At 60.3% G+C, this 14160-nt stretch carries 15 protein-coding genes; 7 read left to right on the top strand and 8 right to left on the bottom strand.

What is annotated here, in order from left to right; translation table 11 throughout:
• Positions 1-77: 77 nt before the first annotated feature.
• From RTCIAT899_RS28810 to RTCIAT899_RS28800, 3 genes are read right to left on the bottom strand one after another with little or no spacing between them, the layout of a single operon-like run.
• Entirely contained in the window at positions 78-1088 is a 1011-nt protein-coding gene (locus RTCIAT899_RS28810) for a sensor histidine kinase (protein WP_015343370.1), read from the bottom strand.
• Positions 1088-1792 carry a response regulator transcription factor gene (locus RTCIAT899_RS28805; protein ID WP_015343369.1) on the bottom strand — a complete coding sequence of 235 codons (705 nt, stop codon included), beginning with the start codon at positions 1790-1792 and terminating at the stop codon, positions 1088-1090. Before RTCIAT899_RS28805 ends, RTCIAT899_RS28810 begins: the two co-directional genes overlap by 1 nt.
• Positions 1793-1837: 45 nt before the next feature.
• Complete coding sequence (locus RTCIAT899_RS28800; protein ID WP_015343368.1) at positions 1838-3319, bottom strand: DUF4153 domain-containing protein; 1482 nt, start codon at positions 3317-3319, stop codon at positions 1838-1840.
• Positions 3320-3339: 20 nt separating this feature from the next.
• Between RTCIAT899_RS28800 and RTCIAT899_RS28795 the strand changes: the two genes are divergently transcribed.
• The 3 genes from RTCIAT899_RS28795 to RTCIAT899_RS28785 all read left to right on the top strand — a co-directional run bounded on the left by RTCIAT899_RS28795 (position 3340) and on the right by RTCIAT899_RS28785 (position 5636).
• Entirely contained in the window at positions 3340-3741 is a 402-nt protein-coding gene (locus tag RTCIAT899_RS28795; RefSeq protein ID WP_041678239.1) for a hypothetical protein, read from the top strand.
• A gap of 264 nt (positions 3742-4005) precedes the next feature.
• Positions 4006-5079 carry a serine hydrolase domain-containing protein gene (locus RTCIAT899_RS28790; protein ID WP_015343367.1) on the top strand — a complete coding sequence of 358 codons (1074 nt, stop codon included), beginning with the start codon at positions 4006-4008 and terminating at the stop codon, positions 5077-5079.
• Positions 5080-5081: 2 nt separating this feature from the next.
• The gene (locus tag RTCIAT899_RS28785) at positions 5082-5636 is read left to right on the top strand and encodes a GNAT family N-acetyltransferase (protein WP_015343366.1); all 555 of its coding nucleotides are present in this window, start codon (positions 5082-5084) and stop codon (positions 5634-5636) included.
• A 46-nt stretch (positions 5637-5682) separates the two neighbouring features.
• Here the strand turns inward: RTCIAT899_RS28785 and RTCIAT899_RS28780 are convergent, their stop codons facing one another.
• The 4 genes from RTCIAT899_RS28780 to RTCIAT899_RS28765 form a co-directional block, all read right to left on the bottom strand.
• Entirely contained in the window at positions 5683-7308 is a 1626-nt protein-coding gene (locus RTCIAT899_RS28780; protein WP_244441521.1) for a saccharopine dehydrogenase family protein, read from the bottom strand.
• A complete protein-coding gene (locus RTCIAT899_RS28775; RefSeq protein ID WP_015343364.1) occupies positions 7305-7724 on the bottom strand; it encodes a thiol-disulfide oxidoreductase DCC family protein in 420 nt (139 codons plus the stop codon). The genes RTCIAT899_RS28780 and RTCIAT899_RS28775 overlap by 4 nt, the downstream gene beginning before the upstream one ends.
• Before the next feature lie 229 nt (positions 7725-7953).
• Complete coding sequence (locus RTCIAT899_RS28770; RefSeq protein WP_015343363.1) at positions 7954-8208, bottom strand: GCG_CRPN prefix-to-repeats domain-containing protein; 255 nt, start codon at positions 8206-8208, stop codon at positions 7954-7956.
• Positions 8209-8386: 178 nt separating this feature from the next.
• Positions 8387-9289: a phosphatase PAP2 family protein gene (locus RTCIAT899_RS28765; protein WP_244441520.1), complete on the bottom strand. Its 903-nt coding sequence runs from the start codon at positions 9287-9289 to the stop codon at positions 8387-8389.
• Between the two features lie 401 nt (positions 9290-9690).
• Between RTCIAT899_RS28765 and RTCIAT899_RS28760 the strand changes: the two genes are divergently transcribed.
• The 4 genes from RTCIAT899_RS28760 to RTCIAT899_RS28745 all read left to right on the top strand — a co-directional run bounded on the left by RTCIAT899_RS28760 (position 9691) and on the right by RTCIAT899_RS28745 (position 13543).
• Complete coding sequence (locus RTCIAT899_RS28760) at positions 9691-10644, top strand: GAF domain-containing protein (protein WP_041678238.1); 954 nt, start codon at positions 9691-9693, stop codon at positions 10642-10644.
• A gap of 154 nt (positions 10645-10798) precedes the next feature.
• Positions 10799-12307 carry an aldehyde dehydrogenase gene (adh, locus tag RTCIAT899_RS28755; RefSeq protein ID WP_015343360.1) on the top strand — a complete coding sequence of 503 codons (1509 nt, stop codon included), beginning with the start codon at positions 10799-10801 and terminating at the stop codon, positions 12305-12307.
• A gap of 79 nt (positions 12308-12386) precedes the next feature.
• The gene (locus RTCIAT899_RS28750) at positions 12387-12779 is read left to right on the top strand and encodes a DUF779 domain-containing protein (protein WP_015343359.1); all 393 of its coding nucleotides are present in this window, start codon (positions 12387-12389) and stop codon (positions 12777-12779) included.
• 185 nt (positions 12780-12964) lie between these two features.
• Positions 12965-13543: a hypothetical protein gene (locus tag RTCIAT899_RS28745; protein ID WP_015343358.1), complete on the top strand. Its 579-nt coding sequence runs from the start codon at positions 12965-12967 to the stop codon at positions 13541-13543.
• On the opposite strand, the gene RTCIAT899_RS28740 is transcribed toward RTCIAT899_RS28745, so the two are convergent.
• On the bottom strand, positions 13519-14157 hold the full coding sequence (locus RTCIAT899_RS28740; protein WP_015343357.1) for a TetR/AcrR family transcriptional regulator: 639 nt from the start codon (positions 14155-14157) through the stop codon (positions 13519-13521). The two genes, RTCIAT899_RS28745 and RTCIAT899_RS28740, sit on opposite strands and share 25 nt — an antisense overlap.
• Between the last annotated feature and the right edge of the window lie 3 nt (positions 14158-14160).

Here is a 14160-nt window from a genome sequence, read left to right as displayed (position 1 = left end):
GTGGAGCGGTCGATGGTTTCAGCCTTCGGCCGCTTTTTCGTTGCCGTCAGTTCATAGTGGAGTGCGCCAATTCCGTTTCAGGCGGCGATGGGAAGGATGATCTGAAATGCTGTGCCATCCTTGCTGCTCTCAAGCAACTCGATGCTGCCTCCGTGGGAAGCGAGCATTGCTCTGACGATGCCAAGGCCCATGCCAGTGCCGCCATCGTCCCGGCGCGTCGAGAAGAAGGGTTCGAAGATGCGATCCCGATTGCCATTGGCAATGCCGCAACCATTGTCGCGAATTTGGATCGTTATCCCACGCCCTTCGCCGCTTGCCTTGATTGCGAGGCCTGTCGCGCCGTTCTGAAAGGCATTTTCCGCCAGATTGGCAAAGATGATGCTTGCGGCCTCGCCGGGTAATGCCAGCATCTCGTCGGCGCTGCTTTCGTCGATAATCGCCAATTGGCGAAATTGCGTCTCCAACTGGGCAATGACATCGCGAAGGCTGCTTGACCCCTGTTCGGACGGCAGCTCGGCCTTTGCCAGCTCCCGCAGTCGTGACAATAGCCGATCCAGCCGTTCGGTGTCGGCGATGATGTTTGTAAGGAAGCGGTTGCGCTGCTCGCGGCTCATCGGATTGTCGACGTCGTCGCGAAGCAGTTCTGCAGCTCCCCTGATCGAGGTGAGGGGCGATTTCAGCTCGTGCGAGACATGGGTGGCAAAGGAGCGCACATAATCGGAATGATCGACCAGCTTGCCGGCGAGATCGAGAAAGCTCTGTGAAAGGGTCGCGACCTCGCGCGTGCCGTAGATTTCGAGCGGCCGGATCGCGGAGCGTCCGCCGCGGGCGATCTCCTCGGTCCGGGCAATCAGGGCATTGATCGGTGTAGTCAGCGTGCGCGTCAGCACATAGGCGACGATTAGGGTGAGGATCAGAACGGCGGCGAGGGTGGCGAGCTCCGCCGGCGCCATGGCGCCGGAGGCGGCGCGCACGACCCGAAACCAGATGATTGTGAGCATCGGCAGCATCATCACGGTCAGAAGCACCGAGTAGACGATGAGGGCGAGCGGCGGCCGCCATTTCGACTTCACCCGCGGCGTACGCATCAAGCGTTTCCTTCTGTCGCCGATGTCAGTTTAAAGCCGACGCCGTGCACCGTGGCGATGATGCCTTTGCCGCCAACGGCCAAAAGCTTGGCGCGGAGATTGCGGATATGGCTGTCTATGGTGCGGTCGGCCACCTGCATGTCAGCGCCATAGGCCGCTTCCATCAGTTGATCGCGGCTGAAGACGATCTCGGGGCGCGATAGCAGCGTCTCGAGGATCGAGAATTCGAGCGCCGTCAAGGTGAGCGGCACATCGGCGAAACTGGCGGTGCGGCTACCGCGATTGAGCCGCAGAGATCCCGCGGACACGGAGCCATTGGTCGCATCCGGCTCCGAGCCATGGCCGCTTCGCTTCAAGATGGTGCGGACCCGGGCCACCAGCTCGCGCGGACTGAAAGGTTTGGTGACATAATCGTCGCCACCGATTTCCAGGCCGAGGATCCTGTCGATTTCTTCGTCGCGCGCCGAGAGGAAGAGGATCGGAAGGTTCGATGCCTTGCGGATGCGGCGGCAGACTTCCAGCCCGTCCATCTCAGGCATGCCGACATCAAGGACGATGAGATCGAGACCGCCTTTGTGAAAGGCCATCATGGCCTCTGTGCCGTTGCGCGCGGTGGTCGTCTTCATGCCGGCGCGGTCGAGCGCGAAGCAGATCACGTCGCGAATATTCGGTTCGTCGTCGGCGACGAGGATGCGCGGTGCCATGTAGTGCCTGTTCTGGTTATTCTGCTCTTTGTCTTCGTTTCGGCCTCATCTGACAAGGGTCGCATCATTTTTGAGGTAAGCATCGAGACGAGCATCGCGATAGGTCCAGCTTCGCCAATCGTGCGAGCGTCCGACATGCTGCCATAATAGTGCTTCGCGCACCTTGCGAGCATTCACGTCGGCAGGCAGCGATGCCAGATAGGTGTCGAGTGCCGGAATGGCGGCAGGGCCGAGCGTCGAGAGATAATCGAGATCGAGAACGATGCCTTCGCCCGATATTTCGCGGCTATGGGCAACGTTGAAGCGAGCGATGAAGGCGGGAATGTCGGCGAATGCGGCGGCATAGAGTGTGAGAACCAGCATTGCGGAGCTTAACGCAATCAGCCACTCGTTGGAGCGACGAAGCAGGATGCGCAGGAGGATGAGGAAGAGGCCGATGGCGACCAAGCCCATCCAGATGCCGGCCGCGACGCGCAGCTCCGTCAGCGAATAGACTTCGACATAGAGATCGAGCCGTAGAATGGAGGAAAGGCAGAGCAGGATGTTCTGCGCGATCCAGAGATGCACCAGGCCGCGAAGCAGGGAACTTCTGTCGCCCGGCCCGCCGCGCCGCATGGCGGCAAGCACGAAGACGGCGGCAAGGATTGCTGTCAGTATCAGCGGATAGGCGCCGCGATGGGCGTATTCGGCGTGGCTCATGCCATCCGGCAGGCTGACGCCACCCCAGAGATAGGTGAGATCGAGCAGTGTCTGCACGGCGAACAGCGCGTTGAAGACCAGCAGCGAGCGCAGCAATGCGGCATGGCCGAACAGTCCATCCTCAATCCTGGTGCTGACCGCAGCGCCCCCTTCGCGATGGTGACGGCGGCGCCTCAGGCGTGGATGAAGCAACACCGATAAAAGGGCCGCGACGACGAGCCAGAAGCCGATGCGCCACATGCTCAGCAGCTGTAGCAGGAAAGTGAGATCGATGCTGCGCAACGTCTTGTCGATCAGCGGATTGGCCATAGCGAAAAGAGCAAGAAAGCCGGCAGCAAACGCCAGCGGCATGATCCAGCCGCGCAGATGATGTCGGACACCATCCGGCGCTGGCTTCTGCAGCCGCCGCAGCCAGCGATAGCTCGCCTGGCGGAGGGGCCGCAGCGGCAGATCCAGCAGGAAACGGAGCAGCACCAATGGCAAGCGCGTCGATTGCCGCGGGAGCAATCCGCCGACACCCAGCGATATCAAGCAAAGCCCAATCAGGCTGGTGATGATGCCCATCCAAGATGCGGTCTCGACAAGCGGCGCCGACGCAACAAGGCAAAGGATCACAAAGGCTGCAATCTTTGGAATCGATTGCCTTCTTCTGGAGGAAATCATCAGGCCGGCGGCGACGGCATTGGCGAAGAGAAAGAGATTAACACCCGGCGCCTCGTCGAAGAGAAGAATGTCGGCTAGGGCGATAAGGGAAATGAATGTGAGGAGTTTGCGATAGGGACTGCTTGTGGCGTTTGCGGGGAGAGCAAGTGTATCGGATAGGCTCATCGGTATCGGCTCCGTGAGGGATGTTCGGCCAAGGCGAAGGGTATGATGCTGGCTTCCCGAACGGGCGGATCGGCTGGCGGCTGACGATCGTCCTCCAGCCACCAGCCTTCCTTGAGAAGACTGCGTGGCAGGCGGGCGGGTGGAATTGCGATTGTCTCGGGCGTATTGTTCATGGCGCGACGATGGCGTCCGCCTTTGCAGAATTTGTGCAGAAGCTGAGGAGCTCTTCAGGAAAATTGGCTAAGTCGGAACGTTCAGATCATCGTACTTGTATGAGATCTGAAAAGAGTTGCCGCCGACCGGCCATACTGGACGAGGCAAATTTAGCGTTGCGCGAAGGATGTCTCAAAATGGAGCAGTCACTTGTGGACTTTAATCCTGTGTTTCCCAGCTTCCAGTCCGCCTATGGATTGCCGGTGTGAAAATCGATTTCTTGACCCGGCTGTCGTACTCACCCCTGACGACAGCCGGGAATCTCGGAAGCGGCCTTCAGCCGCGACCGGGATTCTCGTCAGCAAAAGGAAGGCACCACATTTGCGATGAGACGCAAACAGACCTGAAGATGGGACAGGGCTGATCGAAAGACCGGCCAATATGGATGTCAAATTACTGTACCATCGCCTTGCCGCATGCGCGCTTTGATTGTAGCTTTCCCTGACGGTCGTTGAGCGAAGGGTGGAGGTTGCATGGTCATCACGCAGGGCAATTCATCCTCGTCACCCGATCGCAAAACCCTGCAGGCCATGGGTTTTGATCCCGGCCTCCGCCGCAAGTTTGAAGCCGGCATCGAATCCGGCCTGCTGCGCGATCTGCATGTCGTGCTTGCCGCCCGTTCCGGGCGTGTATGCCTGGAATATTATGCCATCGGCTCCGACGAAAATTGGGGAGATCCGCTTGGGGATGTCGCCTTCGACGCGGATACGCTGCACGATCTTCGTTCGGTCACCAAGAGCATTGCCGGCCTTCTTTATGGCATTGCGCTCGATAGGGGATTGGTGCCGCCGCCGGATGCATCCCTCTATGAGCAGTTCCCGGAATATGGCGATCTCGTCCAAGATCCAGCGCGCGCCAAAATCACCATCGCTCATGCGCTGACGATGACGCTGGGGATGGAGTGGGACGAGGATCGTCCCTATACCGACCCGCTGAACAGCGAAATTGCGATGGAGAACGCGCCGGACCGATATCGTTTCGTCCTGGAACGTCCGGTGATCGCAGAGCCGGGAACGCGCTGGATTTATTCCGGCGGCAGCGTCGCGCTTGTAGGCGCGATCATCGAGCGCGGCACGGGCAGGCGTCTGCCCGATTTCGCGCGAGAGGTTCTCTTCGAACCGCTGGGGATTGCCAAATTCCATTGGAACGCCGGGCGTGACGGTGTGGCGTCGCCTGCATCCGGGTTACGCCTGACTGCCCCGGACTTGCTGAAGATCGGGATGCTTTTCCTGCAGAAGGGCGTGTGGAACGGGAAAAGGATCGTCTCGGAAGAGTGGATCGCGCAATCCCTCGCGCCGGCGATTTCGACCGGGGACGGTTTGAGCTATGGCAGATTGTGGTTCTCCGGCGATGCGCCGGTGCCGGCGTTTGACGGTCAGCGATCGTGGTATGCGGGCTTCGGCAATGGCGGGCAAAGGCTCTGGCTGATGCCCGATGCGGGTATCGCCGCTGTCATCTATTCCGGCAAGTATAATTCCTGGGATGCCTGGATTACGCCCACCCGCGTCTGGCGCGAGATCATCCTTGCCAATCTGCTGAAAGCATGAAGATGGCGTCTTCAAAAGCCGAGTTTCCCACACTCGTCACCGAGCGGCTGCGGCTTCGGGAAGCAAGCATGGACGACCGCGACGATTTCCATGCGCTGATTTCGATTCCGGAGGTCACGCGATTCTCGAATTGGGTGGATGCGCCGAAAATGGCGCAGATCGAGCGCTCTTTGCGATGGATGATCAAAATCTTCCCCAAGGGAACGGGTTGCTCATGGATCATCGAGGATCGGGTTTCCGGCCAATTGCTCGGAGCCATTCGCTTCAACAGCTTCGATAAGCATGCCAGATGCGCAGAACTGGGCTATGAACTGCATCCCTCCGCCTGGGGCAAGGGGCTGATGAGCGAAGCCGCGCGCGCCGTCGTCCGATGCGGTTTTGATGTCTTTTCGCTCAATCGCATCGAAGCCTGGACGTTGCCGGGAAACGCTGCGTCCGACCGGGTTCTGGAAAAAGCGGGCTTTCAATATGAGGGCACGCTGCGGCAGAAGGCGCGGTTCAAAGAAGCCTTCCACGATTTCCGCATGTTCGGCTGTCTGGCCGGCGATCAAAAGTAGTCCCAACTCGATATCCCGGCTCGTTTCGCCGGTCGGTCTTGCATTATCAATCAATCCGCCTCAGCCAACCTCGATAATGAACGACTGGGCCGATGAGCGGCAGGGCAATCGGGACATCGAAGTGGAAGCGGTCGTCCTCCGCCCATTCATGAGCGATGCTTTGGGGCGCCAGAAAGAGCGGTAGCGGAATGCGCAGGAATGACCAGTGTCGCATCTCCATGCTGAGCCCGTTGCCAACGATGGGAAGATCGAATGCAAAGCGGAAGGGGCCGAAGCGTTCGACGAGGCGGCCATTCTCTTCGCTCAAATGGCTGAGGAAGCGCCGGCCGGAAAAATCCCGCGTCCATTCTTCGATGCCGTTGTTTTCCTCGAAGGAGACATGCAGCACGTGCTTCCCGGCTGCGGGAAAGCCGAATATTTTCGCGACCAGCCGGGCAAGAGGAGAACGCCCGCGGGTGACGACTGCCTCTCCTTTGGCGCCGCCATCGCCGAAGACATGGTGCATCGCACGTACCGGCTCGGAAAGATGCGCGAACGCAGGACCCATGACACGCTGATAGAGCGGCGTATAGGGTGCTTCCGTCGTTTCCTCGATGATTGCCAGATCGCGAAACAAGCTCCGGAAATCCTCAAGCGACAGCAACCCGCCGGCATGACGGGCGCCGGGTGGAAGACGGCCGTCGCGCAACGCCCGCGCCAGCAACTGCGCCGGAAGCGTGGGAATTTCCACGCCGTCGCCATCTTCGGCAATCAGAGTCCAACGGCGAGCCTTCATGGCGCCTTGCTCAATGCCCTTGATCTCGATCGTTACAGCCGAGCGCGCGGAGCCAAGCCTCGCTGTCAGGCGTTGCATTGGCAGCAGAAAGCGGCTGATCTTCCTGAGCGATGTCAGCCAACCCCAGGCAACAGGCCAGGACAGTAACCAGAGTGCCAGCGTCTGAAAGGCGAATTCCGGCCCAGCCCGGAAGATGACACTGGGCCGTCCGGCAAAGCTTTCGACCAACAGATCGTGATCCGGCACGTCGGCCAGCGCCACCAGCCGGCGCAGAGGTCGATGGTCAGAGACCACATAGGTTTCGCGCTTCAGCAAGTGCCAGCCGGTCGCCTCTTGCCAGCGCCGGCCGCGCCAGAGCCGCACCGGCCTGCCGACGTAACTCAGGATCGCTGATGCAACCGAGGCGCTGGCGGTCGCCCGATTGGAGGCGCTGATCGACAGTTCTATCGAACGAACCTCCTCCATGTCCCTGGCAAGGTTCGCCACTACGGCGCCGAAGAGCGCCGGCACGCTGGACGCACCGGAGATGACATTGACGCCGGCCACCTTGGCCGGTTCATCGAGGCAGCTGATCGTGCCGACGAAATCGCGCGCGTCGGCAAGATCGATGTAGTGGATACCGGCCTCCATGCAGGCTCGCGCAACTCTGTCATCGCTTTGCTGGAAGGGACCTGCCGCATCGATCAACAGAAAGGGCCTGTGCTCGCCGAGTATCGCAGAGATATCGCCATTTCGATCGGCTTGCAGACCAATCGCATGCGGCAATCGAGCGGCGAGCGCCTTCGCGGCTTCGAGATTGCGCCCGGCGACCAGAACCTCGAAGCCGTCGCTGGCAAGGCGCCGCGACAGTCGCGCGCCGAACCCGCCATAACCGCCGAGAACGAGGATTCTTTTCAAAGGATGCGGCTCGCCTGCTCTGGCGTCGGCAGCCAGCATGTTTCCCGTTTGCCGAAGATGCGGTAGCGATTGCGCGCAAGCCAGAGGTAGATCGGATCGCGCAGCATGCGAGGTATGATGCGCAACACGGAAATCGCCTTCCAGGGCCAGCCGAGGCCGGCATAAATGGCCAGCACCGCGTCGCTGTCGCGTAACACCTTTGCGCCGTCGACGATGATGAGGCTGTCGGGATCGGCGGGATCCATGCCGTAGCGACGATAGAGCGCGATGCCGGTTTCATTCTGCATGGAGGCAAGACGGAAACGACCATGATGGTCATGGCGCAGCACGAACTGGGCGTTGGCGGTACACAGGACGCACATGGCGTCGAAGACGATGATCGGCCCTTGATGGTCGCTGATGGTGCTTTTGCTCATGCTGGCGGCGTCTTTTTCTGTAAACGGTCTCGCAACAGCTTTGACCAGTTGCATTGCCGCCGTCAATTGCACGTTTCTGTGGGCTGCCATGTCAAACCGGCAAACGACCGTGAGCTTTGCATCGCAGGGCTAGATTGCGGAAGGATCGAAAAAGCAGGCCGATCGATCTGTCGGTTGGCATGCGGCCCGATCTGCTAAGACCGGGCCGCGCGCATCGCGGAAGAGTAGCTTAGCGATAACGCCAGCCACCATGCCACCACTCGCGATGCACCCAATAGCGGTGTCCATCCCAATAGCCACGGCCGGGATAGAAGATACCATAGGCCGGAACCGCCGGCACGACGACCACAGGCCGTCCATCCGGGCGGCAATAGCCGTAAGGGTTGCGATGCCAGCCCATGCCGCATCCGTCGCGGGCCTCGGCTGGCGAGATGGCCGCAAAGCAGGCGGTCGCGGCAAAGGCCAGCAAAATGATCTTTTTCATGATGTCCTCATTCGTCCTTGAAGAGCTTCAAGCTGTTATCCCTTCAGCGCTTAAACGGCGGCGAGCGGCAAATCCGTCGCTGCATAGCGATGATTTTGCGTTCGGATGCGAAAGGCTGGTGGCATCAGTGGCGCCGAAGCGGGCAGGCAATGCGGGAAGAGCTGCACCCGCTGTGGGATCAGGATCGAATTTCAAGAGCTTTGGATACGAGGCGACCCTGAGCCGGGCACGATTTTGCCGCAGGCAGGGTTTTCTTGCCGATGACGGGCATGCGCCGGATAAGAGCGCGTAGAACGGCGAGAATTGCCTTGTATTGTTCCCCAGGACACAAGCGGCCATTGACATCATAGGCGAAGAGGAGGCGCCGTCGCGCGAATGCGTGCGCCAGCCACAGGGCAAAAGCGACACCGACGCCCCAGCCCATCAGCGTGTCGCTTGCCCAATGCGCGCCGACCCATTGGCGCGACAGGCAGATCAGGATGCCGAGCGGCATGAAGACGGGGCGAAGGCGGGGGAAGACGAGCGCCAGCGACATCGCCATGGCGCCGGCCGTTGCCGAATGTCCGGAGGGAAAGGAGGCGAAGTCGGCGTGGAAGGCGAAGGGACGAAAGAAAAAGGCGCCGTTCGTATCCAGGAGTTCCGGCCTGGCGCGACCGATGATGTTCTTAGCGAGCGAATCGACAATGCCGCCGCCGGCGACCGCCAGGAAGACGAAGGCAGCCGCAGTCGCGATGAGATCTGCCCCCGTTCGCATGGATTTCCGCAGTTTGTGCGCAGGCGCGAAGATCGCAAAAATCAGCAGCGCTCCGCTGAATGAGAGCACCAGAAGCCCGGTGCCGAGACTGCTGATCCACTTCGCCGCCCCACGCAACTGCGCGGGAAACGATTTCATCCAGATGCCCAAGGGATAATCGGCCGCCCACATGACGAGCAATGACAAGGCGAGGAAGATGGCGATGATAACGATCGGGCGCTCGAGAAAAGCACGATTTGCAGGGGACCCGATGGTCGGGGTGTTGAAGAAGCAGTGAAGGCCGCCAGCCACGCGCCTGCGACCGGTGTCGGCGGAACGCCCCAGCATTTCTTTTATGGCCTCTCGGCCTCGCTGCCATGCCTGCATAAAGCCGACTTTCCATTACTGTCGAGACAGCCGCTCGTGGAGCTGGGCTCACCAATCGCCTTCCGCTCCGTTTCCCTTGGAAAAAGCTGCTATAGCAACACGCTGACAGCCGCCTGAAAGATCGCGCTTGGCGGGTCAGATCTCGATTGTGTGGGCGACAAACCAAAACGCACGGCGTCGCCAGGCGGCTTCGATTGTTAGATTGTGCAGTCATGGGCTGAAGAGACGGTGGTGCCGAAAAAGACTGTACCGTCAACAAGGTGGCCGCTGAATTCCGCGATCCGGGGCGAAAGTTGCTGGGAGGATTGCTTCAATGGCCATTTTTAGCGACAATCGGGTTAGCGTTCGGTGGGAGGAGCCAAATGCACGACTATTCCGCACATGCGGATCAGGTTTACGCGTCAGCGCAATCTGCGGCAGCGAGTTCTTCGGTCGTTGCTTCGTGGAGGCGGTGCATGGTCATGCATCGCCTGGCGCCGGAGGAGAAGCGCCTGCCGATCCGCCTGTCCGGTCAGGAGTTTCAAACGGCGCTGGAGCGATCGGAACGGCTGGTTGCCGAAGCTGCCAATGAGTTGGATCGCCTGTTTCTCGCGGTCGGCAAGGCCGGCTGCTGCCTGCTTCTGACCGATCGCAACGGTATCGCGCTGGAACGGCGCGGCGCCGTCGGCGACGATAAGGAGTTCCATGATCTCGGCCTATGGACCGGTTCTGTCTGGACGGAGGCGAGTATCGGTACCAATGGCATCGGGACTGCGCTTGCCGACGAGCGGGCCGTTGCGATCTTCCGAGACCAGCACTTTTTCTGCTCCAATATCAATCTCAGCTGCACCACGGCGCCGATCCGCGATCATCGCGGCCAGCTTGCCGGGGCGCTCGACATTTCGAGCTGCCGCGACGATGTGAGCGACGGGACACTGGCGATCCTGTCGCAGACGGTGCGCGATGCGGCAGTGCGCATCGAGCTCAATCTTTTCCGCAGCGCCTTTGCCGGCGCCCGCTTCGTCATGGTGCCCACGGATATCGCATCCACTTCGGCGCTGCTGGCGGTTGACCGCAACGACCTCGTGCTCGGTGCGACCCGCGCGGCCCGCCTTGCATTGAAGCTCGACGATCATCGCATTGCCGCGGGCATTCCGGCCTCCGATGTTCTTCGCGAGCAGCAAGGGGCCGCGGGCGAGGATCTGATTGAGGCAGCGCGCGCCGCCTTGCTCAGGGCTCTTTCCCGCGCCAACGGCAATGTCTCCCAGGCAGCGGCGGCGCTCGGCATGAGCCGTTCGACGCTGCATCGGAAGATGAACCGGTTCAATCTGCACTGAAGCGCGGTCAACGCGCATTCGATCCGGCGGATGTCGCAGAGTTGCGACACTGTGCGCTGCAGCACGGCAAGCCACCTCTATCGCCGGCCGCGATGTGCCCGCAGACTTCTCCCATCGGTTCGCTCATCGAACCTGCCGACCAAGGGAGGATGGCATGCTGCATCAGAAGATCGTGGAATCTCCGTTCAAGCTGAAATATGGCAATTACATCGGTGGCGAGTGGCGCGAGCCGATCGCTGGCAAGTATTTCGACAACCTGACGCCGATCACCGGCGGCAAGATCTGCGAAATTCCGCGCTCCGACGAAAAGGACATCAACGCCGCACTCGATGCCGCCCATGCGGCAAAGGACAAATGGGGGCGGACGTCTACCACCGAGCGCTCCAATATCCTGATGAAGATCGCCCAGCGCATGGAAGACAAGCTGGAAGTGCTGGCGCAGGCCGAAAGCTGGGACAATGGCAAGCCGATCCGCGAGACCATGGCGGCCGACATTCCGCTTGCCATCGATCATTTCCGTTACTTCGCCTCCTGCATCCGCGCCCAGGAAGGCTCGATCGGGGAGATCGACCACGACACCGTTGCCTATCATTTCCATGAGCCGCTCGGCGTCGTCGGCCAGATCATTCCTTGGAACTTCCCGATCCTGATGGCCGCCTGGAAGCTTGCGCCGGCGCTTGCCGCCGGCAATTGCGTCGTCATCAAGCCGGCAGAACAGACGCCGGCTTCGCTTCTGGTCTGGGCTGAGCTGGTTGGCGATCTCCTGCCGCCGGGCGTGCTCAACATCGTCAATGGCTTCGGCCTGGAGGCCGGTAAACCGCTTGCAACGAGCCCGCGCATCGCCAAGATCGCCTTTACCGGCGAGACGACGACGGGCCGGCTGATCATGCAATATGCGAGCCAGAACCTGATCCCCGTCACGCTCGAACTCGGCGGCAAGTCGCCGAACATCTTCTTTGCCGATGTCGCGGCCGAAGACGACGATTTCTTCGACAAGGCGCTCGAAGGCTTTGCAATGTTCGCGCTTAACCAAGGCGAGGTCTGCACATGCCCGAGTCGAGCGCTGATCCAGGAATCGGTCTACGACCGCTTCATGGAGCGTGCCGTCAAGCGCGTGGAAGCCATCAAGCAGGGCAATCCGCTTGATGCCGCAACCATGATCGGCGCCCAGGCATCGAGCGAGCAGATGGAGAAGATCCTCTCCTATCTCGATATCGGCAAACAGGAAGGCGCCGAAGTGCTGACGGGCGGTGGTCGCGCCGATCTCGGCGGCGAGCTGTCGAGCGGCTATTACATCAAGCCGACCATCTTCAAGGGGCATAACAAGATGCGGGTCTTCCAGGAGGAGATCTTCGGCCCGGTCGTATCGGTCACGACCTTCAAGGATGAGAAGGAAGCGCTCGAAATCGCAAACGATACTCTCTATGGCCTCGGCGCCGGCGTATGGACCCGTGACGGCAATCGCGCCTATCGCTTCGGCCGGGAGATCCAGGCCGGCCGCGTCTGGACGAATTGCTATCACGCCTATCCGGCCCACGCCGCTTTCGGCGGCTACAAGCAATCGGGCATCGGACGTGAGACGCACAAGATGATGCTCGATCACTACCAGCAGACCAAGAACATGCTGGTCAGCTACAGCCCGAAGGCGCTTGGCTTCTTCTGAGATCTCCCCACCAAGCGAGCAAGGCTCCCGGCCGCGGCCGGGAGCCTTCCAGCATTTTCAGGGGTGATGGAGGATCATGATGGACGACAGTGGATCGGAGCCGCGGGTGCTGGCGACCGACAAGGCGCTCGAGCTTATCCGCGAGATACAGCAGGACCATCCGGATATCCTATTTCATCAGTCGGGCGGTTGTTGTGATGGCTCCTCGCCGATGTGCTATCCGGCAGGCGAGTTCATGATCGGTGACAATGACGTCAAGCTCGGCGAAATCGGTGGCGTGCCCGTCTATATCAGCAGCAGCCAGTTCGAAGCCTGGAAGCACACACAGCTCATCATCGATGTCGTGCCGGGCCGCGGCGGCATGTTCTCGCTCGACAATGGGCGGGAGAAGCGATTTCTGACCCGCTCGCGCCTGTTCGGCGGTGGCGAGGCCTGCGCAATCCCGGACGTCAGCCGCTCGCCCGCGCAATAGGCTGTCGATAACTATTCTTGTGCGGCATGCAACTTCTAGCGAAGCCTTCGCGCTGACGCATATCCTGGGTTATTCAAACCTTAACTAACTTCCGGTAGTAATTGAATCATCGACTATCGCATGAGGCATAGAGCTTTGCGTCTGGCTTCCATGAGGGAGAGGCTGTGGCGCTTGAGGGATAAGCGATGACATCGATTTCAAATGTGTCTTCGGCTGCTTTGGCCATTCTCCAGCAATTGAATAAGGGCACGACAATATCGGAGCAGCCTCCATCCGCCGCCGATAGCCTCATTGCGGTGGCGACCGGCCAAGTGAATAACGTGACCGTTTCCAAGCAGCCCACTCAGGCCCAGTCGAAAGTTTCGGAAGCCATGTTCAGCATGAGCAAGGACAGCATTGCGAAGCAGAAGCTTGATCTTATCGAGCGGACAGGCAGGGCTCTGGGGGTCGAGCGAAGCGACTATTCCTCCATGGACGAGTTCGTTGCAGCGATGAAAAAGGTCTATGGCGAGATAAAGGTGCAGGCTGGCGGCATGGGGGCGTTGCATGCGCTGGAAAGGCAGCTCGGCCTCGACAAACTTGGCTTGACGATCGAAGACGTTATCGAGAGCGCTCAAGATGGCGACAGCAACGACAAGGTCACGAAAGCCCTCGAAAGACGGGCGAAGAAAGAAAAGAACGAGGAGAGCGGAACCGGAGCGGATCAAGCTATCCAGATCGATGCGGCTGCTGCCAATCTCTACGGCCTGCTTTCGTTCAACTGACGCGGTTTGTCAGTCGCGGAATCGAGTTCTGGCGGTTCCGTCAGACGACTTTTGACGAGATCGGCTGCAGCATCCGCCGCAGTTTCCAAGTAACTCGGATCGCGATGAAGCAGCACCACGGCAAATGAACCGTCGAGGAGCAACATGATCTGGCGCGCGAGCGGCAGGGCATCATTGCCGGCTCCGGCTTCCATGAAGGTTGAAGCAAGCCAATCCTCGACGCGCTTCTTATGGGCACGGGCGGCCAGCAGAGCCGGATGGCCGGGAAGGTTGATGAGCTCGACCGAGGTGCGCAGGAAGCCGCAGCCCTTCCATTTGGCGCTGCGCGCCGATTGTGCCAGATGGCGAAAAATGCCGGCAACCTTCTCGGCTGTATCGCCTTTCGTTTCCTCGAACCAGCGTTTGAAGAGGACGAGGTTCGGCTCGTCGCGCGCCTGCAGATGGGCGGCGATCAGGTCGTCCTTGCTGCGGAAATGATAGTAGAGGGTACGCTTGGTGATGCCTGCCTTTTCGGCAATGGCATCGACGCTGATCGCGCGGATCCCATCGCGATGGAAAAGTTTTCCGGCCGCCTGAAGAATACGTTCGCGCGTCGGCTGCGAGCTGTCTTTCATGAC

Source organism: Rhizobium tropici CIAT 899, assembly GCF_000330885.1.
GTDB classification, from domain to species: Bacteria; Pseudomonadota; Alphaproteobacteria; order Rhizobiales; family Rhizobiaceae; genus Rhizobium; species Rhizobium tropici.
This window is presented reverse-complemented; position numbering and strand designations above follow the sequence as displayed.

Coding starts and splice junctions, on each gene's coding strand:
- RTCIAT899_RS28740 (WP_015343357.1), bottom strand. CDS start 14,157: ATGAAAGACAGCTCGCAGCCGACGCGCGAACGTATTCTTCAGGCGGCC.
- RTCIAT899_RS28775 (WP_015343364.1), bottom strand. CDS start 7,724: ATGAGCAAAAGCACCATCAGCGACCATCAAGGGCCGATCATCGTCTTC.
- RTCIAT899_RS28770 (WP_015343363.1), bottom strand. CDS start 8,208: ATGAAAAAGATCATTTTGCTGGCCTTTGCCGCGACCGCCTGCTTTGCG.
- RTCIAT899_RS28800 (WP_015343368.1), bottom strand. CDS start 3,319: ATGAGCCTATCCGATACACTTGCTCTCCCCGCAAACGCCACAAGCAGT.
- RTCIAT899_RS28745 (WP_015343358.1), top strand. CDS start 12,965: ATGACATCGATTTCAAATGTGTCTTCGGCTGCTTTGGCCATTCTCCAG.
- RTCIAT899_RS28790 (WP_015343367.1), top strand. CDS start 4,006: ATGGTCATCACGCAGGGCAATTCATCCTCGTCACCCGATCGCAAAACC.
- RTCIAT899_RS28785 (WP_015343366.1), top strand. CDS start 5,082: ATGGCGTCTTCAAAAGCCGAGTTTCCCACACTCGTCACCGAGCGGCTG.
- RTCIAT899_RS28810 (WP_015343370.1), bottom strand. CDS start 1,088: ATGCGTACGCCGCGGGTGAAGTCGAAATGGCGGCCGCCGCTCGCCCTC.
- adh (WP_015343360.1), top strand. CDS start 10,799: ATGCTGCATCAGAAGATCGTGGAATCTCCGTTCAAGCTGAAATATGGC.
- RTCIAT899_RS28750 (WP_015343359.1), top strand. CDS start 12,387: ATGGACGACAGTGGATCGGAGCCGCGGGTGCTGGCGACCGACAAGGCG.
- RTCIAT899_RS28765 (WP_244441520.1), bottom strand. CDS start 9,289: ATGCTGGGGCGTTCCGCCGACACCGGTCGCAGGCGCGTGGCTGGCGGC.
- RTCIAT899_RS28760 (WP_041678238.1), top strand. CDS start 9,691: ATGCACGACTATTCCGCACATGCGGATCAGGTTTACGCGTCAGCGCAA.
- RTCIAT899_RS28805 (WP_015343369.1), bottom strand. CDS start 1,792: ATGGCACCGCGCATCCTCGTCGCCGACGACGAACCGAATATTCGCGAC.
- RTCIAT899_RS28795 (WP_041678239.1), top strand. CDS start 3,340: ATGTTCGGCCAAGGCGAAGGGTATGATGCTGGCTTCCCGAACGGGCGG.